This window comes from Streptomyces sp. NPDC020996 (assembly GCF_040641355.1).
In the GTDB taxonomy this organism is placed as follows: domain Bacteria; phylum Actinomycetota; class Actinomycetes; order Streptomycetales; family Streptomycetaceae; genus Streptomyces.
The window spans coordinates 15,600-39,514 of sequence record NZ_JBFADM010000002.1; the positions used below are offsets into that span (position 1 = coordinate 15,600).

A 23,915-nucleotide genomic window follows, 5' to 3' on the forward strand; every position below is an offset into this window, starting at 1 on the left:
GACGTGCCGTGGCTGTGACGGGGATGGTGCGGGGCCGGTGTGCGGGGTCGTTCTGTCGGCCGTGTCGTCCCGTTCTGGCACTGGCATGGCAGGTGCTCGGAGAGTGCCTCCGCGCGTGTGCCGTCGGTCCGGTGTCCGCGGGGACGGTCGCGGCGCCCCGCGGTGCTGTGACCGCCATGTGCCGTGGCCGTGAACGGGGCAGCGCGGGGCCGGTGCGTGCGGCCGTTCAGGCGGCCGTGTCCAGCCGTTCCAGCAGTGCCACCGGCAGTCGCTCGAAAAGCTCCGCCACGCGCACGTGCCCCGCGAACCGGCGCTCCGGCGACAGCACGTCGGACCAGCGGCCCGGCGGCAGGGACAGCCCGGTGTCGCCCCAGCCGCCCGCACGGGCCAGCCCCAGCGACAGCCGGGTCACGGCCGTGACGACCTCGCCGGAGCGTGCGAACGCCACGCAGTGCGTCGCCGCCGCGCCCTCGGCGGCCAGCGGCTCGTAGCCGGCCGTGGGCCCGAAGGCGCCGGGCCGCCGGGCACGCAGCCGCAGCGCCGCCGCCGTCACCGCGCCCTTGTCGCCCGGATCCTCGGGAGGGAACCGCACCGCCCGCCGGTTGTCCGGGTCCACCAGCGCCCGGTACTCGGCCTCCGTGCCCTGGTAGACGTCCGGCACGCCCGGCATCGTCAGGTGCACCAGCGCGGTGCCCAGGACGTTCGCCCGGATGTGGGGTTCCAGGGCCTGGCGGAGGGCGGCGACGTGCGCACCCGGCGCGCCGCACGGCCCCGCCGCGACGAACGCCGCCACCGCCTCCTCGTAGGCCGCCTGCTGCTCCGTCCAGCTCGTGTACAGCCTGGCCTCGCGCACGTGCTTCAGCAGCGCGCCCCGCACCCGTTCCCCGTCCGCCGGACCCAGTCCGAACACCGTCTGCCAGGCCGCCCACGCCAGCTGTGCGTCCGGCGCGGACGTGCCGCCGTGCGTCACCTGCGTCAGCACGTCCGCCCAGCGCTGCGGGCACTCGGTGAGCACCGCCAGCGCCGCCCGCACGTCCGCGCTGCGCTTGGTGTCGTGCGTGGACACCACCGTCCCGGTCGCCGGCCAGTCCCGCTGCAGGCGCGCGCAGTAGGCGTGGAAGTCCTCCGGGGACACCGCGGGACGGCCCGGCTCGCCGCCCACCTCGGTCGCCGACAGCAGCGGCACATAGCGGTAGAACGCCGTGTCCTCCACGGACTTCGCACGCAGCGCCGACGCGGTCTGCGCGAACCGGGCCCGGAACTCCACGTGCTCGGGCCCGTCGCCGTACCGCCCGAGCACCAGGCCGCGTACGACGTCCACGGCCTCCGCCTCCTCCGGCACCACGAAGGCCAGCCGCGCCTCGGCCGCGGCCTGCTCGGTGACGACCGAGGATGCGTCGCCGGAGGCGTAGGGCCGGTAGACCTCCAGACGCACCAGGAGTTCCGCCAGCGCGGTGCGCAGCGCCCAGGGCGCCCGGTCGCGCAGGACCGGGTCGGGCGACGTCGAGCACACCCGGCTCGCCACCCGGGTCAGCCGGTCGATCTCGGTGGCCAGCTCGTGCGTGAGCACCTTGTACGCCGCCCGCCGCACCGTCGCCGCCCAGTCCCCGCCGCGGTCCGGCTGCGGCGCCGCGAAGCGCCGGTACCGGCCCAGCAGCTCCTCGGACCCGGCCGGATCGGTGAACAGGCCGTCCACGTGCCGCAGGGCGTCGTAGCCGGTGGTGCCCGCCACGGGCCAGGAGGCCGGCAGCTGCTCCCCGTCGGCCAGGATCTTCTCCACGACCGTCCAGCGGCCGCCGGTCGCCTCGTGCAGCCGCCGCAGATAGCCGTCGGGGTCGGCCAGCCCGTCCGGGTGGTCCACCCGCAGCCCGTCGATCACGCCCTCGTGCAGCAGCCGCAGGACGGTCGCGTGCGTGGCCTCGAACACCTCCGGGTCCTCCACCCGCACCCCGATCAGCTCCGAGATGCTGAAGAACCGCCGGTAGTTGAGTTCGGTGCGGGCCAGCCGCCACCACGCCGGCCGGTACCACTGGGCGTCCAGCAGCTGCGGCAGCGGCAGCTCACCGGTGCCCTCCCGGAGCGGGAAGACGTGGTCGTAGTAGCGCAGGACGTCCCCGTCGGCCCGCAGCTGCCCGATCTCCTCGCCGAGGGGACCGCCGAGCACCGGCAGCAGCACCTGCCCGCCCTGCGCCTCCCAGTCGATGTCGAACCAGCGCGCGTACGGCGACTTCGGGCCCTCCCGCAGCACCTCCCACAGGGCGTGGTTGTGGAGCGGGGACATCGCCATGTGGTTCGGCACGATGTCCACCACCAGGCCGAGCCCGTGCTCCCGGGCGGTGCGCGCCAGCGCGCGCAGGCCCTCCTCGCCGCCCAGTTCCTCGCGCACGCGCGCGTGGTCGACGACGTCGTAGCCGTGCAGCGAGCCCGGCACGGCCTCCAGCACGGGGGACAGGTGCAGGTGCGAGACGCCGAGCGAGGCCAGGTACGGCACGGCGGCCGCCGCGGCCGCGAAGGGGAAGTCGGGCTGCAACTGCAGCCGGTAGGTCGCCGTGGGCACCGTGAGGTCGGGTCGCTCAGATGTCATGGAAAGCTACGTACCCGCCCAGCCGCCCTTCGTGTCACCGTCCGCTCCACCGGCGGCGGGACGGGTCCGCTCCACCCGCGGCGGGACGGCCCGCACGCGCGCGGGTGCGGGCCGTCCCACCGCGGTCCTGCCGCGGTCCTGTCGCGGGCCGGTGTCACACCGGCCGGTGCAGCACCGTCAGGCTCCGGTCGACCAGCGTCAGCCGGTCGCCGGCCTGCACCTTCTGCCCGGTGCCCGGCGGCACCCCGTCGGTGCGGGCGGTGTCGACCACCACCTGCCACTGCCGGCCGTGGTCCACCGGCACCACGAAGTCCAGCGCCTTCGGCGAGGCGTTGAACATCAGCAGGAAGGAGTCGTCGGTGATGCGCTCCCCGCGCGGGCCCGGCTCGGAGATCGCGTTGCCGTTGAGGAACACCGTCAGCGCGGACGCCTGCGCCGAGTCCCAGTCCCGCTGGGTCATCTCCCTGCCCTCGGGAGTGAACCAGGCGATGTCGGACAGGTCGTCGTGGGTGCCCTCCACGGGCCGTCCGTGGAAGAAGCGGCGCCTGCGCAGGACGGGATGGTCCTTGCGCAGCCAGACCATCGCCCGCGCGAAGTCCAGCAGCCCGGGATCCGGCGTCCCGCCGCCCTGGGACCCGTTGCCCTGCCGACCTCTGCCCTGCCTGCTTCCGCCCTGCGTCCCGCCGCCCCGCTTCCCGCCGTCCGGCCACCGGAGCCAGGCGATCTCGTTGTCCTGGCAGTAGGCGTTGTTGTTGCCGCCCTGCGTCCGCGCGAACTCGTCGCCGTGGCTGATCATCGGCACGCCCTGGGACAGCATCAGCGTGGCGATGAAGTTGCGCATCTGCCGGGCCCGCAGCTCCAGGATCCCCGGATCGTCGGTCTCGCCCTCGGTCCCGCAGTTCCAGGACCGGTTGTGGCTCTCGCCGTCCCGGTTGTCCTCGCCGTTGGCCTCGTTGTGCTTGTCGTTGTACGCCACCAGGTCGTGCAGGGTGAAGCCGTCGTGGCAGGTCACGAAGTTGATCGAGGCCAGCGGACGGCGGCCGTCGGACTGGTAGAGGTCCGAGGACCCGGTCAGCCGGGAGGCGAACTCCGCCAGCGCCCGCGGCTCGCCGCGCCACAGGTCCCGCACCGTGTCGCGGTACTTGCCGTTCCACTCCGTCCACAGCGGCGGGAAGTTGCCCACCTGGTAGCCGCCCTCGCCGACGTCCCACGGCTCGGCGATCAGCTTCACCTGGGAGACCACGGGATCCTGCTGCACCAGGTCGAAGAACGACGACAGCCGGTCCACCTCGTGGAACTGCCGCGCGAGCGTGGCGGCGAGGTCGAAGCGGAAGCCGTCGACGTGCATCTCGGTGACCCAGTACCGCAGCGAGTCCATGATCAGTTGCAGGACGTGCGGGGACCGCATGAGCAGGGAGTTCCCGGTGCCCGTGGTGTCCATGTAGTACTGGGGATCGTCCGTCAGCCGGTAGTACTGCGGGTTGTCGATGCCCTTGAAGGACAGCGTCGGCCCCAGGTGGTTGCCCTCGGCGGTGTGGTTGTAGACCACGTCGAGGATGACCTCGATACCGGCCTCGTGCAGCGCCCGCACCGCCGACTTGAACTCCAGGACCTGCTGGCCGCGGTCGCCCCAGGAGGCGTACGCGTTGTGCGGGGCGAAGAACCCGATCGTGTTGTAGCCCCAGTAGTTGTTCAGGCCCATGTCGACCAGCCGGTGGTCGTTGACGAACTGGTGGACCGGCATCAGCTCCAGCGCCGTCACCCCCAGCTCCACCAGGTGCTCGATGATCACCGGGTGCGCGAGCCCCGCGTACGTCCCGCGCAGCTCCTCCGGCAGCCCCGGGTGCCGCATGGTGAGGCCCTTGACGTGGGCCTCGTAGATCACCGTCTCGTGGTAGCCGCGCCTGGGCGGCCGGTCGTCGCCCCAGTCGAAGTACGGGTTGACCACGACCGACGTCATGGTGTGCGGCGCCGAGTCGAGGTCGTTGCGCTTGTCGGGCGCGTCGAAGTGGTAGCCGTACACCTCCTCACCCCAGCGGACCCTGCCGCTGATCGCACGCGCGTACGGGTCGAGCAGCAGTTTCGCGGAGTTGCAGCGCAGCCCGCGCTCGGGGGCGTACGGGCCGTGCACACGGAAGCCGTAGCGCTGCCCGGGCATGATCCCGGGCACGTACGCGTGCCGTACGAACGCGTCGCTCTCGCGCAGTTCCACCGCCGTCTCCGAGCCGTCGTCGTGCAGCAGACACAGCTCTACTCGGTCCGCGGCCTCCGTGAAGACCGCGAAGTTGGTGCCGGCGCCGTCGTACGTGGCACCGAGCGGATACGCCTCGCCAGGCCAGACCTGCATGGATACGACTCTTTCAGGTGGAGCGCGCCCTCGGTGGCGCCTTCCCTTCGAGTCTCCCGGAAAGTGAGGGAACCACCTATGACTTACGTCCCTCTTACCGGTCGACCAGTGCATACGCGGTATGCCGAAACAGTGGGGCAGACAGATACTCCCGTGACCAGGGGGAGCAGGGGGAAATGTGCGCGGATTAGTGCACCGTCATCTGGGCAAGGTGGTGGCCGGTGCGGCCGTCGCGGTGGCGGGGACCGCCGCGATGGTCGCCGTCACCCTGCCGGGGACGGCGGGGGCCGACGAGGGCGGGGGAACCGGGTCGGGCAGCCGGGCGGCACGGCAGGCGGGACAGCAGGCGGGACAGCAGGCCGGTGACGGCGCGGTCCGGCCCGGCGTCGTCGAGCAGGCGCCCGCCGAGGGGGACCGGGGCAGGGGCGGCGACCCGCTGACCGGCGACGAGATCGCGCGGGCCGAGCGGCTCGCCGCCGGCCGGCAGCCGCTGCGCGGCGCCGAGGACGTCGAGGGCGAGCGCGGCGCGCAGCGCCTGACCGTGGACCTCGCGGACCCCGAGAACGCGGACGACGTCGACGACGGGGCGGACGTGCCGCGCCGCGCCGACGTGACGTTCTACGACTACAAGAACGACACCCTCGTCACCAGGACCGTCGACCTCGACACCGGGAAAGTGGTGCGGACCGGTGTCCAGCACGGCGTGCAGCCGCCGCTGAGCCGTGCCGAGAACGCCGAGGCGGCCCGGCTGCTGATCGCCGACCCGCTCGGCGCCGGCCTGCGGGCGGACTACAAGGACGCCACCGGCAAGGAGCTGACCTCGCCGGACCAGCTGCTGTTCAACGGCGCGGTGTACCGGGCGGTCCCCGGCGCCCAGCCCGCCGTGCTCGACCGGTGCGGCGAACACCGCTGCGTGCGGCTGTTCCCGAAGGTCAAGAACGGCCCGTGGATCGACGCCCGCTCGATCGTGATCGACCTGAGCGCCCGCAAGGTCGCCGAGCTCGACCGCCGCTGAGCCGCGGCCCGTCCACTTTTCCGACTCGCATCTCCTGCAGAGGAGTCACTTCTTCATGCGCACGAAGAGTTCGATCAGCGGCGTCCGGCCGCGGGGAACCGGCCGGGTCCGCACGCGTGCGGCCGTGGGCCTGTCGGTGGCCGCGCTGGCCGCCGGCGCGACGACCGGCGCGGGACCGGCGGCCGCCCAGCCGAAGACCGCCGCTGCCGCCCAGCCGAGAGCCGCCGCTGCTGCCGTCGCGGACTGCAGCGCCGCCTACAAGATCGAGCAGAAGCTCGCCGGCGGCACCACCTGGCGGATGTGCTGGCGCTACGACAGCAAGGCCGGCCTGGTCCTGAACGACGTCTCCTACCAGCCCAAGGGCGAGAGCGTCCCGATCAAGGTGCTCAACAGCGCCCGGCTGGCCCAGATCGACGTCCCCTACGACGACGGCAGCGTCGAGTACGACGACCTGACCGGCTTCGGCTTCGCCCAGGGCCTGGTCAATCTGGCGCCGGGCGAGTGCCCCGGCGGCACCATCAAGACCGTCAAGGTGCCGGACGCCTGGGACCCGCAGCACCCGAACGTCAACGGCCTGTGCACCACGACCCGTTCCCGCGGCCACGCCTACCGTATGCAGGGCGACAGCGCCAACAAGGTCTACCAGGCGCAGGGCACGGACCTCCTCGTCTACACGGTCAACCAGGTCGGCTGGTACGAGTACATGACCGAGTGGCGCTTCCAGGACGACGGCACGGTCAACATGAACGTCGGCGCCACCGGCAGCCTCTCCTACGACGACTACGACGCCGGCGACGGCCGCGGCTGGCCCATCGGCAAGGGCGCCAAGGCCTACGCCACCAGCCACAGCCACAACGTCTTCTGGCGGCTCGACTTCGGCCTCGACGGCTCCTCCAAGACCAAGGTCGAGCAGTACGACTCGAAGGTCACCGCGCCCGCCCCCGGCCAGCATGCCCCGACCAACAAGACCACCCGCACCAAGGTCACCAAGGAACTCGCGGGCGACGCCAAGACCTACCGCTGGTGGCGCGTGGTGAGCGCGACCGGCAAGAACAAGGACGGGCACCCGCGCTCGTACGAGATCGTGCCGGGAGCCACCACGCGGTACCCGGGGCGCGGCTTCACCAAGCACGACGTCTACTTCACCCAGTACAACAAGTGCGAGCAGTTCGCCAGCAACAACACCGGCGGCTGCCCCGCCGGTTCGGGCAAGTCCGTCGACACGTGGGTCAACGGACAGACGCTCACTCACCCGATCGTGTGGATGAACGTGGGCTTCCATCACATAGCCCGGGACGAGGACCAGCAGCCCATGCCGATCCACTGGCAGGGGTTCGCCATCGCTCCCAGGGACGTCACGGCTATGAATCCGCTCACTCCGGACGAGCTCGCGTGGCAGAACGGCCACTGGCGGCCACGTAGTTGAGAACGACCCTGTCCATCCGGCTGCACCGCCGACCGCTCCCGGAGTAGGCTTCCTTGATCGTTGGGACGGGAAGTGCCCGGGGGAGCGGAAGGCGGTGCGCGGGTGGGCTCGGGAGGGCTGGAGCTGCCCCCTGGTGACGAGGGTCACAAGGGGAACTCCACGGACACCCCGCCCGGCACGGTGTCGCTGGCCCGGCCGATGGAGACCACGTCCATCGGGCCGGAGCTGGACTGGGACGCCGACGCCTGGCGTGAGGTACGGACACGCGCCCAGCGGGCCGGCCGCGCGTACATCTGGCTGAACCTCGTCGAACAGCGGATGCGCGCGGTCGTGGCCGCGGTGCTGCGGCCCGTCTACGAACCCGTCCACGGCGACGACTGGGTCGTCGCCGCGGCCGGGCCGGCCGGCCAGGAATGGGTGCAGCGGGCGGTCGCCGTACGCGAAGTCAGCCGCCGCAAGGGCTACTTGCTCGACCCGGCCGACGACAACGTGCTGAGCTTCCTCACCCTGCCCCAGCTGCGCGAGCTGATGGTGCAGCACTGGCCGTGCTTCCAGCCGTACGTCGACGACCGCCGGGACGTCGAACTGGCCCTGGACGAGCTGGAGGTCACCCGCAACGTCGTCTCCCGCAACCGGGCCCTGTCCGAGGCCGTCCTCAACCAGGCCGAGCGGGCCTCCGCCAGGCTGCTGGAGACACTGGGCACGGGCGGCGACGTGCCGTCCGGGCGCCGGCTGCCCGTGGACGCGGTGGAGGACCTGGTCGGCGACCGGTACGCGGACGTGGTCGCCGTGCACTCCGACCGGGTGCGGCTGATGCGTCAGTTCCCCGCCGAGGACATCTTCGGCGGCGCCCGCCGCATCGACGCCGTCGGCATCGGCCTCAACCTGCTCGTGCAGAACTTCTCCGGCCGCCGCCTGGTGCGCCTGGCCGACGCCGGCTGCCGGGTGCGGCTGCTGTTCCTGAACCCTGCATCCAGCGCCGTCAAGCGCCGCGAGCGGGAACTGGGCATGAAGCGCGGCGAGTTGAGCCGCGCGGTGGAGATGAACATCCTGCACATGCGGCGGGTGCGCTCCCGGCTGCGCGACCCGGGCGCCTTCGAGATCCAGGTGTACGACGAGACGCCGCGCTTCACGGCCTACCTCGTCGACGGGGACGGCCCGGACGGCGTCGCCGTCGTGCAGTCCTACCTGCGGCGCTCGCGCGGCATGGAGGCGCCGGTACTGGTGCTGCGCAACGGCAGCCGGGTGGTCAAGCCGGACGAGCGGGACGAAGGGATCGATTCCGGGCTTTTCCCCACTTATCGCGAGGAATTCGAGCTGGCCTGGCTGGACTCGCGGCCGGTGTCCTGAACCGCCTCCGCACGCCGGGCGGAACACGGTGCGAGCGGAACGCGGTCCGCCGATTGTCAGTGGCCCGTGCGATGGTGGAGGCCACTGGGGGAGAGCACCACGAGAAGGGGGGCCGCCGATGGGCTGGCACCGGGAGCTGCTGGTCGGCTTCGACCTGGAGACGACGGGGACGGACCCGCACGAGGCGCGCATCGTCACGGGGGCCGTGATCGAGGTCAGGGACGGGCAGCCGCTGGGCCGCCGGGAGTGGCTGGCGGATCCGGGCGTGGAGATCCCGGCCGACGCGGTGGCCGTCCACGGGATCAGCAACGCGCGGGCGGCCGCCGAGGGCCGGCCGGCCGACCAGGTCGCGGACGCCATGGCGGACGTCCTCGTGGGGTACTGGGACGCGGGCGTGCCGGTCGTCGCCTACAACGCGGCCTTTTATCCACGCACTCCGAGTACGTCTCAGGTGTTTCAGGGTGCTCTGGTGGGTGGGGCCCTGTGATGAGCTGGATCAGCGGGCCGTTGGTGGCCTTCGACCTGGAGACCACGGGGACCGACATCGAGACCGACCGGATCGTCACCGCGGCGGTCGTGGCCGTGGCCGCGGATGAACAACCGCCGGAGGCCCGGGCATGGCTGCTCGACCCGGGGGTGGCCATCCCGCGACAGGCTTCGGCCATCCATGGCATCTCCACGGAACACGCCCGCAGGCATGGGGTTGCGGCGGCTCCCGCGATCGAGGAGATCACCTCGGCTGTCGCCGAAGTGCTGAACTCGGGGACTCCGCTGGTGGTGATGAACGCGCGGTACGACCTCTCGCTGCTTGACCGCGAGTGCCGGCGGTATGGGATAGAGCCGTTGGCCAAGCGGTTGTCTGGAGGGACCTCGCTGTCGCCCGTCATTGACCCGTTGGTCCTGGACAAGCACGTGGACCGATACAGGAAGGGGTCACGGAATCTCCAGGCGCTCTGCGAGCACTACGGCGTGCCGCTCAATGACGCGCATAACGCTGTTGCGGACGCGGTGGCCGCAGCGCGTGCGGCGCGATCCATGGGCATCAAACATCCGGTCATAGGAATGCTGGGGCCTGCGGAGCTGCACGATCTCCAGGTTCGTGCGGCGGCCGAGCAGGCGGCTTCGTTGCAGAGGTACCTCCGCCGGACCTCGAACCCTGAGGCGACGATCGAGTCGGCCTGGCCAGTCGTGCCATATGCAGGGGTATCACCGAGCTGAGCCCGAAAGGGGCCATGAGAGGGCGAGGCGGGGGTGCGCGACACTGATCTGCGGTACCAGCGAGTGCCGCGCCGAGCCAACCGCCCATCACGACGACGTCTCCGCCTCACGGGGTGCTTCGGCCCCCGGCGCACAGTGCGTGGTCGATCAGGGCGCTGGCCGCGTTCTCCTGCTCCGTTATGTGCTGCAGGGTGTCGCCGCGTGCCTCGGACATGGAGACCACGGCGCTTCGCCTGCCGTCATCGGTGACGCCGTTGAGGGTGATGTAGCCGCCGTCCCCTCCCTCGTGGCTCCAGTAAGTTCCTCCGCAGCTCAGAGGGCGTTCGACCAGTCCGAGCCCGTATCGGCCGCCGGGCCACAGCTGTTGGACCTCCGCGCTCACGGGGACGGTCTGCTGCATCTTGGCCAGCTGCCGTGCCGGCAGCAGGCGGCCGTCAAGCAGCGCGCGGAAGAAGCGGTTCTCGTCCCGCGTGGTCGTGACCCACGACAGGTTCTCGTAGTCCACCGGTATCTGGTCGGTGACGTCCACCCGGGAGCCGGGGCTGAAGAGCTGGTAGGCCCGGGCGTGGGGCCGGGGCAGGGTGGGCGAGGTGCCCATCCACCGGGTCTGGTCGAGGCCGAGCGGGCGCAGGATGCGGTCTTCGATCTCCTGGTGGGCGGGGTGCCCGGTGGCCTTCTGGATGATCACGCCGAGCAGCACGTAGCCGGTGTTGGAGTACGCCCAGCCCTCGCCGGGCGGGAAGTCCGGCGCGTGGGCCATGGCGCGGGCAACCAGCTGCTCGGGGCTGTAGACGTCGTGGCGCCGCTGGTAGTACTCGTCCGGCGTCGCGTATCCGGGCAGGTCGTCGTGGATGCCGCTGGTGTGCTGGAGCAGTTGGCGGATGGTGATCTGGCTGCCGTCGTTGCCGTTGCCCTGCACCACTTCGGGCAGCCAGTGGTCGACCGTGTCGTCCAAGGACAGCCTGCCCTCGGCCTCCAGTTGGAGGACCACGGTGGCGACCAGCGTCTTGGACGTGCTGGCCATGCGGAAGTAGCCGTCGGAAGGGACCGGGCGGCCGGTGTTCACGTCGGCGGTGCCGCTGGTGGCGACCGACTGCCGACCGTCAGGCGCGATCACGCGGGCCTGCACACCGCTGACGCCGAGGGCGTGGATCGCCTCCGTGTCCCGACGTAACTGCGCCACGGGGGAGGGGTAGGCGGGCTGGGCGACGGCGGTGGTCACCTCGATGGCGAGGAGCGTAGCGACACCGAGCGACACGGCGAGGTGCTTTCGCAGAGTCCAAGTCATGGCTGAACGCTAGATTCGCCCCCATCGGGACGCGATCCGGCACACCCCATGATCGGAAGGGGGGATATCCCCCCAGTGCGGTTCGTCACCACTCTGGTGTCGAACTGCCGGGCACCATCGAAGGCCAGGCTTCCGCCTGCGAGCGCGGGCGACCCAGTGGGCGACCAAAGGCCGTCGACAACATGGCCGTCTACGCCAGCAGCCTGCGTCCGGTCCGCATTCTCCTGCCCACGACACTTAATCTGTCGTTCGTCAACCGTGCCTGTCGATGCGAGTGACACGGTCGCGTGGGTCGTTTGCCTGGAGAAGACGCTGATTCTCCAGGGTGAGGTATTGCACGTGCTGTGCCAGGACGTTGATCGAATCACGCAGCTCACGCAGCTCGCGGGCGTGTTGCTGGCGAAGTTCGCGCTCTGCTGCTTTGAGCGCTTGGACCTCTTGCCTGAGTGTCATCGAAGAAGAGGCCGTGTCCGCTTGCTCGGCGACGAGCTTTCGGAACTCGGCCAAGACCTGTGGGCAGCGGTAGGCGCTGGCCCTGCTGACACCGGCTTCTGCGGCCAGAGAAGCGACGGTCAGGGAACCGTCGCTGCGAACGGGTTCTCCGCGAAGCAGACGTTCGAAGGCTGCGCGGAGAGCCACTTCGACAGGTTCAGTTGTTGGCATGGTCGACGCTCTCGATCACTTTGTTGATGTTGCTCAGGTGCTGTCGTAGTGCCGTCCGCTGGAGTTCGGAGAGCTCGACGAAGGCGAGGGCTCGCTCGGTGTCTCCGCGCGCGGCTTCCCACCCTGGGCGGTGGCGGTTCGTGATGGTCGAGTTTCCGCAACGATCGGGACGGCAGTTGTTGAGCATGGGCTGGTCCGTACCGCCGGCAGTTCGACAGAGGGCGGTTGCGGGCTGGTAGTAGCAGTCGTTCAACGTCCCGACGTGCAGGGTGCGGGCTGACATCTTGAGCATGGCGTGAAGGCGACGCTCGTCGACCACCCGGCCGGGGAAGTCCTGGAGTTCTTCTTGTACGCGTACGAACTCGTTGTCAGTTCGCGCGCCGCCGGGTGCGGAGGAGCGGACGCCGGCTTTGAAGTCCTCGTAGCGCTCCACGACGTCCGCCAAGCGCGCCAGGGCTTCTTCGGCTGCGACCTCCGCGCGGAAGCCCGAAGCTGAGGTTCCGGCGTATCCCTCGAACATAGCCACGGAGAGGTGCTTGTACTGGATCATTCCGGCGACCGTGCCGTAGGGGCGGTGGGCGATGTGCCAAGCCACGGTTCTGCGGAACTGGCGGGTGGTGAGTTGCCAGGGTTCCCCGTCGACGTCGGGCACGGGGAAGCCGATGTGCGTGCAGTGTGCTCGGAACTTGTTGAGGTTCTCATTCATTCGGTTGGCCGAGACCGTTGAATACCGATCACGGGTAACCGGTCGGCAGAACAGCGCGTCACGATGGGGTAGCTGCTGAAGGACATCGATGGCTTCGGCAACGGGCTCGATGACCACCCAGCTTTCCGTTGTGCCGCGTCCGCCTTTGACGAGTTGCGAGCGCACCTTGTGGCGAACGACGACACCATCCGCGCTCCGCTCGGTGAAGTGACAGTCGTTCCGCAGTTCCTTGACCTCGGAGTCGCGCATACCGGACAGATAGGCGATGAGGATGTAGCAGGCGGTTCGCAGAAGTCGTTCCTCGTGAGGTACAGCGGCGGGGCTGAATCTGTCCCGCCAGGGGAGACCGGTCTGCAGGTGCGGAGCGATGGGCGTGTCCATACCACCGGGCTCAGGGCCCAGTAGCTCCAGTGCTCGGTCGATACGTTCGTCGTAGACGCCTCCGGCGACTCCCCGGCCGGCTCCGGACTTCCGCATTACGTACGTGTAGGCCGGCGAACCGGCAAGGTGCACCAACCGTCCAACCCCGTCCAGTACGGGGACTCCTCGTCCGTCGCTGGCAAGGCCGTGGAGATAGCGCTCAAGCCGATTGAGGGACAGTCCGTGGATGTCTTCGACGGAGGCTTCAAGTTCTGTGAGTTCAGCACGTGCGTTGATGATGTCCTTTGCTGCGGTGCGAACATAGAACAGCGCTGCCTGTACCAATGGGCCGATCACGTTCGGTGGGATGCGGGGGGTCTCGTTTTCATGCTTGCGCTTCGGTTCGACGCCGATGACTCGGGTGAGGGGACGGCCGTTCCATGGGGTGATGACCAATGCGTCGGTGACGACGGCCTGTGCTGCGAGATGCAGGCGTGAGATCACCTGGAGCCGATGGCGAATGCTGCTCGTGAGCAGTCCTTCACTTCGGCAGTGAACGAGGTATGCGTCGAGAACCGGTTGCGTGACCGCGTCCAGGCGCAGGCCTCCGTGCTCGGTGTCAAGGAACCTGAAGAAGCACCGCAGGTTCCACCATTCGGCCGCCACCGTTGAGATGGAAGGCAGCGCTCCACGGCCCGGACGAGTGTTGAGCCTCCAGAAGAGAAACTCGCGGGCGGCCTCGCGTCGCACGGGATGGTCGAGGGACTTGAAGTCGATCAGGAACTCGCTGGCGTACCGGTTTCCGGCAAAGCCAGCCACACCGAGGTTCCAGACGTCGTCTCCGAACCGCGGCATGAGGGACGGGTCGCCGACGAGAGGACGTCCGGACAGAACGGGTGCGGTGTCGCAGGGGCGATCAGCGCCGGACCCGAGCGGCAGCGGTTGCGTGAGCATCAATGACCTCCGAACAGGCTGGAGGGAAGGAAGAGGAGGGGCTCGGTGGACTCGGCCACGGCCCTGGCGCTGAGGACGTCGCTCTCGCTGAACCTTGGCAGGATCAGACGCAGGATCTGCTGGTGGACCCCGCCGAAACGCGCTGTCCACTCGGCTTGGGGAGTTCTGGCCCGCTCGGCCTCGATGTGGTTGAGAAACGCCAGGATGGCGGGCAGCTTCCTCCTGGTGATGACAGCGTTTCCGCACCCGAGGCAGCCGAAGAACGACACAGGGCACGCCTTGCCCTTCGTGCCGAATGGCGAGTCGAAGAAGTTGCGGCAGGACGACAGCCATAGATCGGATTCGCCGGACAGGAGCGGCTCGACTTCCTGGGGAGCGATTCCGAGTAATTGCGGTGCCTCAGCGGGCTGTTCAATGAGCAGTTGTTCCTCCTCAGGTGTGAGGACTGAGGGAGTACGGGCTTCATCGAGTGCGTCCTGCAAACCGTCTGCCACAGCCTGTTCGTGGAGGTCGCGCAGGGAGGGGATGTTCGCGTAATGCGCTGCGGCGACGTCGGGGGAATGCCCCTGCACGAAGGCCGACATCCTCCCGCCAGTGACCTTGTAAACGGCCGCCTTTAGGTCTTTCGGAGCCGGGACAAACGCAGTTCAACAGGGCTGCCCTCGTCGCTGATGCCATGTGTCGAGACGAAACTCCGTGCCAGGTGTGCCACCGCACTCGCACTGAATCCTGTGGCCAGGACACCTTCCTTCATCCGGAACTGCCACAGGGCGGGCGAGCCGGTGATCTCCCTGACGGAGGCCGTGAGTCGAAGGGCCAGCCGCAGCAGCCCGCCCGGCGAGTTGGATGAGCCGTCCCTGACCCGGATCGTGTTCCACTCCTGGCCGTGACGACGGCGCTTGAGGTACTCGACCTGCACATAGCCGCGGTTCGAGTTCTTGAGACAGTCAGAGGTCAGTTCCCTGACTGCCTCCAGCTCCATGCCGCTTTCGAGACAGAACAGAAGGAGCAGGGCGAACAGGTCGCGACTGGTGGGGTAGAGGAGGGGTGCGAGGCGGCCAGGAGAATGTTCGTCAGCCAGGGCCCGACCGACCCGGTCGGCCAGTTCCTGACGCGTGAACTGCCCCTGGCTCCGGTAAATCTCCCACAGTACGTTGGCATCGGAACTCCATCCAGCCGCCCGGGGGTCCCGCCCCTGTGCCAGGAGCGACGGCCCCTCCACCGTCAGTCGACGAACTGCCTGGTCGATGTCGGAGCGTGCGGCAGCGCGTAACTGCTCCACGACGTGTGGCGAATAGGAGTCGCGAGGGGCGTACGAGCCGACCGGACCCGCTGAGGTATGGGCGAGCCGCCGGACCATGGCAGGCGACAAGCCTCCCTCCTTGTCGCTCAGGCGCCGCAAGATCCATACGATGTCGGCGATACGCGCGTAGGGCGTCCTTGAGGACTCCGGATGTCTTTCGCGCAGATGGCTCTCGAACCCGTCCAGGTGCCGGGGGAGGAGATCACCCACGCGTAGTTCCACGTGCTCCGTCGATGCGATCCAGCGTGCCCATTCGCGACAAGAGCGGGCGCGATTCCGCAGCGTATGTGGCGATCCTGTGCCCTGACCCACAGCACACGAGGCCGCAAGTTCTGCGCCCAGGGCCCGCAGCAGCCGCTGCTGAGGCTCCTGGGTCCAGTCCACGACGGCCGCTCGGTTGTCCGGGAAGGTGACCTCGATCTTCAGCAGTCCCAGCGCTGTGGGAGTTGGATCAATAGGCTGCTCCGCAGGCACACTCAGTCGGGCCCGACGCCGTCCTCGGCCTACCACGACATGTCTCCCCGCACTTGTGCTACGGACTGTTGATCCTCCTGCGAGACCTGCGTCGCCGTGGCCGCGACCTCGGAGGTCCAAGCGTCCACCGCACCGTCGATCAAGGACTGCGCCTGGTCGGTGCAGTCGAGGTAGATGTACGTCGTCGTGATCGAGGAGTGCCCCAGCAGCCGGCGCAGGTGATCGAGGGGGTCTCCGATGATCCGGCGGTACACGCCGTCGGCCATTTCATGCCTGTCCACCGAGCCGATCTGCTCGTGGATCAGTGCCGACAGCAGATGAACCGCGAAGGTGTGCCTGAGCACATGAGGCGTGGTGATGACATCAACCCCGAACATCCGGCACCTCTCCGAGGCGCGCACGAATACCGACTCCCAGGCGGACAGAGACACGGGTCGTGCTTCCTGTCCGAGCCATACACACGCGGGGCCAAGAGGTCGGTCCTGCTCGTCCATGAGGAAGAGCCGGGACCGGATCGATGGCGGCACACGTGACCAGGGAACTCTTCGAAGCCGACCGTCCTTCGTGTGCATCCGTACGCCCCGGCGGTCGGGTTGGCTCCCCAGCACCGCATCGGCAGGCAGTGGACGGCCTCGGGTATTCCAACGGTCCAGCACCAAGGACCGCTCGATCTCCATGTAATCGGCCAGGGCCGCGACGATCCGATTCGGCAGCAGGATCCTGCGCCCCTTGTCACGTTTCGCGGTCGGCGGCGCGAGGTCGAACGGCACGCTCTTCTTCCCGTCCTGGCGGTCCGGGGCAGGCAGTTCGGGCCAACAGAGCGACGCGGCCTCCTGGATGCGCAGGCCGGTGGTGACGAGCAGCTCCGCCATGACGACGTTGCGTTCCGCGTTACGGCCACGGAAGGACGGATCGGCGGCTCCTGACGGCAGGAGACCGCGCAACCCGACGTCGCGGAAAGCCGCATACCGAGACACGGAGAGGAACTTGACGGAAGCGCGCTTGGCCGCCTTCTCCACCGCGCGGTTGTTACGGACGGGCACCTGCCGACCGGATTCTGCTTGCCGTGAGCTCTCGTAGTACTTGAACGGCGTCCGCTCGATCAGGCCCTCGTCCGCCGCCCAGGTGTAGAACTTGTCCAAGGCCGCGACAGACCGGTTCCAGGTGGAGGCCGAGATGACCTGTGTGGGGTCGGGCGAGATGCGCCGGGCCCGGTGGAAGGCCGTCACGTCGTCACGGTCGGCTTGCCAGACGGTCTTGTCGCGATGTTCGTGGAGGAACCGCCCCCAGGTCAGCAGATCGAGAGCGTAGGCCCGCCAGGAGTTCGTCGACCTCACCCCGAGCGTCGGCAGGGACCACAGGAAGCGGTTCAGGTGTATGTCGTAGCTGCCCTCATCGCTGATGATGAACGGCGCACCGGCGTGCAACCCGTGTCGTTCCAGCGCTCTCTGCACATCGGTTACCCCGGCTGCTTCCAACGCACCCGGGTCGGTGAAGAAGATCTCCATCTGATCGCACCCCCTGGTCGATCAACGACGACGGAGATCGTGAGACACGGTCGTGCGTGGATAAGGCCTTCGACCTGAGCCTGCTCTCCGCGGAGCTGCGCCGGTACGGGCTGCCGTCGCTGCGGGACCGCCTCGGCGGCCGCGACCCCGCTCCGGTCGTCGACCCGTACACCATCGACCGCTGGGTCGACCGCTACCGCCGCGGCAAGCGCAACCTCGAGGCGGTCTGCACGGAGTACGGCGTCCCGCTGGACGCCGCCCACGACGCCGCTGCCGACGCGCTCGCCGCGGCCCGTCTGGCCCGCGCGATAGCCGGCCGCCACCCCAAGATCGCGGCCCTCGGCCCGGCGGAGCTGCACCGCCGCCAGATCGGGTGGTACGCCGAGTGGGCGGCGGACTTCCAGGCGTTCCTGCGACGCAAGGGGGACGCGGCGGCGGTGGTGGACGGGACATGGCCGCTGCGGGAACCGGCGGACGAGACCGTGTGAGCCGCCCGTCCGCCGTCCGCCGCCCGTCGTCCGCCGCTGCTCGCCCGTCGTCCGCCCCTTCCGTCAGGCAGGCGCGGGGCCCGCGATCGGTGCCACGCGGGGCCGCGCCACCCGGGCGTAGTCCGCGCCCGAGATGCGCAGCGACCGGTCCAGGCGGGCGGCGTTGAAGTAGAGGTGCGCCCGCGCCACGACCTCCGGGTCGGCGACGAGTTCCAGGTCCGGGTCGAAGCTGAACGGCAGCACGCTGCCGGGCACCGCGCGGGCCAGCCGCTCGGCCGTCTCCGCGTCGCTGAACCCGGCGTACCGTGCCGCGAACAGCGTCCGTACGGCGTCCAGGTCCACGCGCCGGTCCCCGGGGACGACCGCCAGGACGTGCCGGGTGGTGCGGCGGTCGACCTTGACCCGCAGCACGATGCACTTTGCGGCCTCGGACACCGGGTGCCCGCGCAGCGCGCTCACGGCGTCGGTGGCGCCTTCGGGCACGTGGTCGATGAGCTTGTAGCCGACCCGGGAGTCGTCGAGAAGGGAGATCAGACGCTGGTAGGTGTCGCGGTCCGGCATCGGGTGTCCTCGTCCTGGGTGTCGCGGATGTCGCGGGTGTCGGTGGCGTGGTCGGTCTCGGGGGTGCGGATGTCGGTCTCGTCCGGGGGCGCGGTGCGGTGGGCGCGTTCCACGGACTGGCCCCAGTAGGTGCCGGCGACCATCATGGTGGCGCCGAGGGCGGTGAGCGGGGTGAGGCGTTCGCCGCCGAGGGCGATGCCCACCGCGACTGCCCAGACCGGCTCGGTGCCCAGCAGCAGGCTGGCCCGGCTCGCGGAGGTGCGCTGCACGGCCCAGGTCTGGGCGAGGAACGCGAACACGCTGCAGAACAGGGCGAGATACAGCAGCTGGGCCCAGATCGCCGGGCCGGCGCCGGTCAGGGCCGGCAGGCCGGAGGCGGCGGCGGGCAGGAACAGGGCCGTGCCGACGAGGGTCTGCACCGTCGTCAGCTGCGCGGGCCGGATCGCCCGGCCCGCGGTGAGCCGGCCGACGAGCGCGACGTGCACCGCCCGCACCAGCGCGGCGCCGAGCATCAGCAGATCACCGAGGCGCGGCGCGTGGAAGCCGGTGCCGGACATCAGCAGCGCGACCGCCATTACGCACACGCCGGCCGCGGCGAAGAACGACGGCGGCAGCGTGCCACGCCGGCCGCCGCGGTCCAGGAGCGGGGTGAGCACGATGGTCAGGCTGATGATCAGGCCCGCGTTGGCGGCGGTGGTGTGGGCGACGCCGTACGTCTCCACGACGAGGACCGCGGCCTGGGTGAGCCCCAGCGGCACCCCGGCCCGCACCTCCTCCCGCGTCCATCGCCGCGACCCGCGCCGCCGGCCGGCGACGAGGGCGAGACAGGCGAGGGCGGAGAGGGCGTAGCGGGCGAACAGCACCAGCAGGACGGGCAGCGCGGACGTGGCGGTCTGGGCGGACAGGTAGCTGGAACCCCAGACGAGCGCGACAAGGAGGAGTACCGCATCGGTACGGCGGACGTCGGACACCCGCCCACGGTGCACCACAGACCACCGTGAAGCCCAGAGCCATCTTCTAAAAGGATCTTTTAGAGCCTCTACATCGTCCGCCTACACTTGCCGCCATGGACGAACGGCAGCTGCGGATCCTGCGGGAGCTCGGCGAACTGGGCAGTGTCACGGCGGTCGCCGACGCGCTGCTGGTGACCCCGTCGGCGATCTCGCAGCAACTGCGGCTGCTGCAGCGGGCGATCCCCGTGCCGCTCACCGAGCGCCAGGGCCGGCGGCTGGTGCTCACCGACGCCGGGCAGGCGCTGGCGGGCGCGGCCGCCGAGGTGGAGACCGCGCTCGCGCGGGCCCGGCACACCGTGGAGGAGTTCGTCGCCCGGCCGGACGCGGAGGTGTCGGTGGCGGCGTTCCACAGCGCGGGCGCCGCGTTCTTCCCGCCGCTGCTGCGCGCGCTCGCCGGGCCGGGCGGGCCGGTGCCGCGGCTGGCCGACGAGGACGTCCCGCAGGAGGACTTCCCCCGGCTCACCCGGGACTACGACCTCGTCCTCGCCCACCGCCTCGAGCACGCTCCGCCCTGGCCGGGCACGGTGACCGCGACCACACTGCTGCGCGAGCCGCTGGACGTGGCGATGCCCGCCGGGCACCCGCTGGCCGCGAAGGCCGGCGTCACCCCGCGCGACGTGGCCGACGAGCCGTGGATCACCGTGCACGACGGCTTCCCGCTGACGGCGACCGTCGAGGCGATCGCCGCCGCGGCCGGACGGCGGCTCCGGCTGGTCCACCGCATCAACGAGTTCGCGGTGGTCGCCGAGGCGGTGGCGGCCGGCGGCGGCATCGCGCTGATGCCGCGCTGGACGACCCGCCCGCATCCCGCGCTGGTCCTCAGACCGCTCGCCGGGGTGCGGGCGCGACGCCACATCGACGTGCTGTACCGGCCCGAACGCACGGCCCGCACGGCGGTCCGCACGGTCCTGGCGGAGCTGCGCCGCGCCGCCGACACCATCCGGGAACGGGACGCCGACACCATCCAGGAACGGGACACCGAAGCCTCCTAGCTGTCGCTCAGGCCCTCAGAACGGGTACCACCGCACCGTCTCGTCCCCGTCCCGCAGCGACGCCACCCGCCGCCGGAACTCGGCCAGCGCCTTCGGGTTGCCCGGCGCGTGCTGGGCAACCCACGCGCAGCTCGCCGTCTCCCGCGCGCCGCGCAGCACCGAGCAGCCGTCCCACTCGCGCACGTCCCAGCCGTAGGCCTCGGTGAAGGAGTCGTAGGCCTCGGCGGGAAGCCCGTAGCGGTCGCGGGACAGGGCCAGGACCACCAGGTCGTGCTCCCGCAGGTCGGCGGAGAAGGTCTCCAGGTCGACCAGGACCGGGCCGTCCGGGCCGACGTGCACGTTGCGGGGGAGCGCGTCCCCGTGGATGGGGCCGGGCGGCAGGTGCGGGGTGAGAGCGGCCGCGGCCGCCGCGAACCCGTCGCGGCGCTCGCGCAGGTACGCCGCGTCCGCCGGGTCGACGGCGTCCCCCGCGAGCCGCAGCCAGCGCTCCACGCCGCCCAGCAGCTCGCGCGGCGGCAGGGCGAACGGCGGGGCGGGCAGGGCGTGCACGATCCGCAGCAGCCCGGCCAGGTCCCGGGGCTCGGCGGGCCGTACGGCGTCGGGCAGCCGGTGCCACACGGTCACCGGGTGCCCCGCCACGAGCAGCGGCTCGGGCCGTGCCGCCCGCACCGCCGGCACGCCCGCCCCGGCGAGCCACAGCGCGACGTCCAGCTCCCGGCGCGCCCGGTCCAGGAGTTCGGCGTCGCGGCCGACCTTGACGACGAGGCCGTCGGCGGCGAACACCGCGTTCTCGCCCAGGGCGAGCAGCCGCGCCTCCTCCGCCGGGCCGGGCAGCACCCGTGCCGCGGCCAGTACCTCCCGCGCCCGTGCCTCGTCCAATGTCCGCCTCCGTGTCTCGTCCCGTGGGGCGTCGTGCGTCGTACGCCCGCCGCGGACGGCCCCGCACTTCCCGCCGTCCGTCGGCCAGTGTCGCATCCGCCCAGGTCGGACCGTACGCGCGCCCGGGTCGGACCAAGCTCTACGCGCGCCCGGGTCGGACCAAGCTCTACGCGCGCCCGGGTCGGACGGTTCACGCGCCCGAGGCAACGGCGCGGGCCCGTCGGCCCCCGGGGAGGGGAGTCCGACGGGCCCGCGGTTTCGGCGGTGCCGGGTGGGACCGGGCGGGACCGGGTGGGGTCAGACGGTCACGGGCTCGCCCTCGTCCTCGTCGTCACGCGTGCCGTGCGGAACGTGCGTCTCGTGCACGACCGCCTCCGGCGACTCGTCGTGCGTGAGGTCGGGCAGCCGGTGCATCCAGCGCGGCAGGTACCAGTTGCGCTCGCCGAGCAGCGCCATCACCGCCGGGAGCAGCACGCCGCGGATGACCGTCGCGTCGATCAGCACCGCGGCCGCGAGGCCCACGCCCATCTGCTTCATGGACTGCATGGACAGCGTGCCGAAGATCGCGAAGACGGCGACCATGATGACCGCGGCGCTGGTGACGACGCCGGCCGTGGTGACCACGCCGTGCCGGATCGCGTCCTTCGTCGTACGGCCCCGCAGGCGCGCCTCGCGGATCCGGGACACCACGAACACGTGGTAGTCCATCGACAGTCCGAACAGGATGACGAACAGGAACAGCGGCAGCCAGGTGATGATGGCGCCGACGCCCTCCGCGCCGACCAGGGAGGCGCCCCAGCCGTGCTGGAAGACGGCGACGAGGATGCCGTACGCGGCGCCCACCGACAGCAGGTTGAGCATGATCGAGGTGACCGCGATCGTCAGCGAGCGGAACGACAGCAGCATCAGCAGGAAGGCGAAGACCACCACGAACGCGAACACCGGGATGACGGCGCCGGCGAGCTGGTCGTTGAAGTCGTGCGAGCCGGCGACCTGTCCGGTGATCGGCGCCTGGACGCCGTCGACCTTGCCGAGCGTGGCCGGCCGCACCTCGTCGCGCAGCTTCTCCAGGCTCGCCCCGGCCTTGTCCAGGTCGGAGCCGCCGACCAGCGGGACGTACACGTAGGCGACGTTCTGCGCGTCGTGCAGCGTGATCTGCACGGGGCCGCGCGAGGCGCCCGAGCTGATCGCCCGGTCGCGGAACGCGGCGAGCGCGTCCTTCACCTCGGGGGCGTTGATGTCCTTCGCCTTGACGACCACCTCGGCCGGCTCCGAGCCGCCCGGGAAGGCGTCGTTGACCCGGTTGTACGTCTGCACGATCGGCAGCGAGTCGCCGAACTCCTGGTTCAGCGTGAGGTTCTGGGTCTTCATGCCGACCGCGGGGGCCGCGATCGCCAGCAGCGCGCCCGCCGCCACCAGCACGGACACCAGCGGCCTGGCGAGCACCCCGCGCAGCACCGCCGTCCAGAACCGGCTGCCCCCGTCGCCGCGGGCGGCACGGCGCCGCATGGCCTTGTGCAGGAAGGGGATGCGGCCCTTCTCGACCCGCTCGCCCAGCAGCGACAGGAGTGCGGGCAGGACGGTGACCGAGCCGACCATGGCGACCGCCACCACCATCAGCGACGCCAGGCCCATCGCCTCGAACTCGGCGAGACCGGTGAACAGCATGCCCGCCATCGCCACGCACACCGTGACACCGGAGACGACGATCGCCCGGCCGCTGGTGGCGGCGGCGACCCTGAGGGCCGTCTGCGCGTCCCGCCCGGCGGCGCGCTCCTCACGTTCGCGGCGCAGGTAGAACAGGCAGTAGTCGACGCCGACCGCCAGACCCACCAGCAGCATCACGGAGTTGGCGGTGTCGCTCATCGGCTGCAGATGGCTGACGACGCCCATCAGGCCCATCGTCGCGATGATCGCGGTGATCGCCAGCGCGACCGGCAGCAGCGCGGCCACCAGGGCGCCGAAGGCGATGAGCAGAATGCCGAGGGCCACCGGCACCGCCGAGTACTCGGCCTTCTGGAAGTCGTCCCCGAACGCGTCGTCGAACGTCTTCATCATGCTGGCGCCGCCGATCTCCTCGATCCGCAGCGTCTCGTGGTCCTTCTGGACCCCCGCGACGGCCTTGAGCACCGGCTCGACGCGCTCGCCCGCGGTCTCGGAGTCGCCGCGCATGTCGAACTGCACCAGCGCGCTGCGGCCGTCCCGGGAGATCGTGCGGGTGTCGTACGGCGACTTCACGTCCGTGACCTTGCCGGTGGCCTCGACGGCCTCGACGACCGACGCGACCGCGGCCTTGAACTCGGGGTCCGTGGCCTTGACGCCGCCGCCCCTGGCCTGGATCAGGACCGTCTCACCGGCCGGCTCCTCGAGCCCCGCGTCCTCGACGATCTTCGCGGCGGTGTGCGTCTCGCCGCTCAGCTGATCGCTGTCCTTGACGTCGACACGGCCCGCCGCCGAACCGAGTCCCATCGCCAGGACGACGAACAGCACCCAGATGCCGACGGCCGCCCAACGGTGCCGGGCGCTCCAGCCGCCGGCCCGGGCGGCGAACCCGCGTACCTGCGCCTCTCGGTTCTTCATGACGGGCCTGCCCCTTCGTACGCGGTGGCAGCTCCTTGCCGCCACCTTCCGTAACGACGGTATGGGCCGCATAAGGACATCTCGTCGTACTGTCCGGTGAAGTGCCGGGGCCCCGGGTCATCCGTCCGGACACCGCGCCCTCACCACTGGGGAGGATGGCGACCCCCTACATTTACCGGTCCTCCTCGGGGACGCCGATCAGGGAG

Annotated in this window: 17 protein-coding genes and 2 pseudogenes; 7 read left to right on the forward strand and 12 right to left on the reverse strand. The window is 70.5% G+C overall.

What is annotated here, in order from left to right; genetic code table 11:
• Nucleotides 1-226: 226 nt before the first annotated feature.
• Nucleotides 227-2,584, reverse strand: coding sequence for a malto-oligosyltrehalose synthase (treY, locus tag AB0G63_RS01445; protein ID WP_360742422.1), 2,358 nt, complete (start codon nt 2,582-2,584; stop codon nt 227-229).
• Nucleotides 2,585-2,738: 154 nt separating this feature from the next.
• Nucleotides 2,739-4,931 carry a glycogen debranching protein GlgX gene (gene glgX, locus AB0G63_RS01450; RefSeq protein WP_360742425.1) on the reverse strand — a complete coding sequence of 731 codons (2,193 nt, stop codon included), beginning with the start codon at nt 4,929-4,931 and terminating at the stop codon, nt 2,739-2,741.
• A 178-nt stretch (nt 4,932-5,109) separates the two neighbouring features.
• On the opposite strand from glgX, the gene AB0G63_RS01455 reads away from it, so the two are divergent.
• The 5 genes and pseudogenes from AB0G63_RS01455 (at nt 5,110) to AB0G63_RS01475 (ending at nt 9,940) form a co-directional block, all read left to right on the forward strand.
• On the forward strand, nt 5,110-5,946 hold the full coding sequence (locus AB0G63_RS01455) for a Tat pathway signal sequence domain protein (protein WP_360742428.1): 837 nt from the start codon (nt 5,110-5,112) through the stop codon (nt 5,944-5,946).
• Between the two features lie 55 nt (nt 5,947-6,001).
• Nucleotides 6,002-7,372 carry a copper amine oxidase gene (locus AB0G63_RS01460; protein ID WP_360742431.1) on the forward strand — a complete coding sequence of 457 codons (1,371 nt, stop codon included), beginning with the start codon at nt 6,002-6,004 and terminating at the stop codon, nt 7,370-7,372.
• Between the two features lie 102 nt (nt 7,373-7,474).
• Nucleotides 7,475-8,722, forward strand: coding sequence for an SAV2148 family HEPN domain-containing protein (locus AB0G63_RS01465; RefSeq protein ID WP_360742434.1), 1,248 nt, complete (start codon nt 7,475-7,477; stop codon nt 8,720-8,722).
• Nucleotides 8,723-8,840: 118 nt separating this feature from the next.
• Nucleotides 8,841-9,146 (forward strand): annotated as a pseudogene (locus AB0G63_RS01470) (exonuclease domain-containing protein); the annotation flags it as partial.
• Nucleotides 9,147-9,208: 62 nt separating this feature from the next.
• Nucleotides 9,209-9,940, forward strand: a complete 732-nt coding sequence (locus AB0G63_RS01475) for an exonuclease domain-containing protein (protein WP_360742437.1) — start codon at nt 9,209-9,211, stop codon at nt 9,938-9,940.
• Nucleotides 9,941-10,046: 106 nt separating this feature from the next.
• Here the strand turns inward: AB0G63_RS01475 and AB0G63_RS01480 are convergent, their stop codons facing one another.
• The 6 genes from AB0G63_RS01480 to AB0G63_RS01505 form a co-directional block, all read right to left on the reverse strand.
• Nucleotides 10,047-11,228 carry a serine hydrolase domain-containing protein gene (locus tag AB0G63_RS01480; RefSeq protein WP_360742440.1) on the reverse strand — a complete coding sequence of 394 codons (1,182 nt, stop codon included), beginning with the start codon at nt 11,226-11,228 and terminating at the stop codon, nt 10,047-10,049.
• 252 nt (nt 11,229-11,480) lie between these two features.
• Nucleotides 11,481-11,867, reverse strand: coding sequence for a hypothetical protein (locus AB0G63_RS01485; protein ID WP_360742443.1), 387 nt, complete (start codon nt 11,865-11,867; stop codon nt 11,481-11,483).
• A gap of 10 nt (nt 11,868-11,877) precedes the next feature.
• Entirely contained in the window at nt 11,878-13,812 is a 1,935-nt protein-coding gene (locus tag AB0G63_RS01490) for a hypothetical protein (protein WP_360742446.1), read from the reverse strand.
• A 98-nt stretch (nt 13,813-13,910) separates the two neighbouring features.
• Nucleotides 13,911-14,495 (reverse strand): hypothetical protein, encoded by a 585-nt coding sequence (locus AB0G63_RS01495; RefSeq protein ID WP_360742449.1) that lies wholly within the window; start codon nt 14,493-14,495, stop codon nt 13,911-13,913.
• 32 nt (nt 14,496-14,527) lie between these two features.
• Complete coding sequence (locus AB0G63_RS01500) at nt 14,528-15,424, reverse strand: hypothetical protein (protein WP_360742452.1); 897 nt, start codon at nt 15,422-15,424, stop codon at nt 14,528-14,530.
• A gap of 293 nt (nt 15,425-15,717) precedes the next feature.
• Nucleotides 15,718-17,196, reverse strand: coding sequence for a site-specific integrase (locus AB0G63_RS01505; RefSeq protein WP_360742455.1), 1,479 nt, complete (start codon nt 17,194-17,196; stop codon nt 15,718-15,720).
• A gap of 65 nt (nt 17,197-17,261) precedes the next feature.
• On the opposite strand from AB0G63_RS01505, the pseudogene AB0G63_RS01510 reads away from it, so the two are divergent.
• Nucleotides 17,262-17,684: pseudogene (locus AB0G63_RS01510) on the forward strand (3'-5' exonuclease); the annotation flags it as partial.
• Between the two features lie 63 nt (nt 17,685-17,747).
• Here AB0G63_RS01510 and AB0G63_RS01515 read toward each other — a convergent pair.
• Complete coding sequence (locus AB0G63_RS01515) at nt 17,748-18,245, reverse strand: YbaK/EbsC family protein (protein ID WP_360742458.1); 498 nt, start codon at nt 18,243-18,245, stop codon at nt 17,748-17,750.
• Complete coding sequence (locus AB0G63_RS01520; RefSeq protein ID WP_360742461.1) at nt 18,215-19,216, reverse strand: DMT family transporter; 1,002 nt, start codon at nt 19,214-19,216, stop codon at nt 18,215-18,217. The genes AB0G63_RS01515 and AB0G63_RS01520 overlap by 31 nt, the downstream gene beginning before the upstream one ends.
• 95 nt (nt 19,217-19,311) lie before the next feature.
• On the opposite strand from AB0G63_RS01520, the gene AB0G63_RS01525 reads away from it, so the two are divergent.
• Nucleotides 19,312-20,250, forward strand: a complete 939-nt coding sequence (locus AB0G63_RS01525; protein WP_360742463.1) for a LysR family transcriptional regulator — start codon at nt 19,312-19,314, stop codon at nt 20,248-20,250.
• A 15-nt stretch (nt 20,251-20,265) separates the two neighbouring features.
• Here AB0G63_RS01525 and AB0G63_RS01530 read toward each other — a convergent pair whose 3' ends face one another.
• Together AB0G63_RS01530 and AB0G63_RS01535 are read right to left on the reverse strand one after the other, a co-directional pair.
• Nucleotides 20,266-21,129 (reverse strand): aminoglycoside phosphotransferase family protein, encoded by an 864-nt coding sequence (locus AB0G63_RS01530; RefSeq protein ID WP_360742466.1) that lies wholly within the window; start codon nt 21,127-21,129, stop codon nt 20,266-20,268.
• Nucleotides 21,130-21,426: 297 nt separating this feature from the next.
• Nucleotides 21,427-23,709 (reverse strand): MMPL family transporter, encoded by a 2,283-nt coding sequence (locus tag AB0G63_RS01535; RefSeq protein ID WP_360742469.1) that lies wholly within the window; start codon nt 23,707-23,709, stop codon nt 21,427-21,429.
• Between the last annotated feature and the right edge of the window lie 206 nt (nt 23,710-23,915).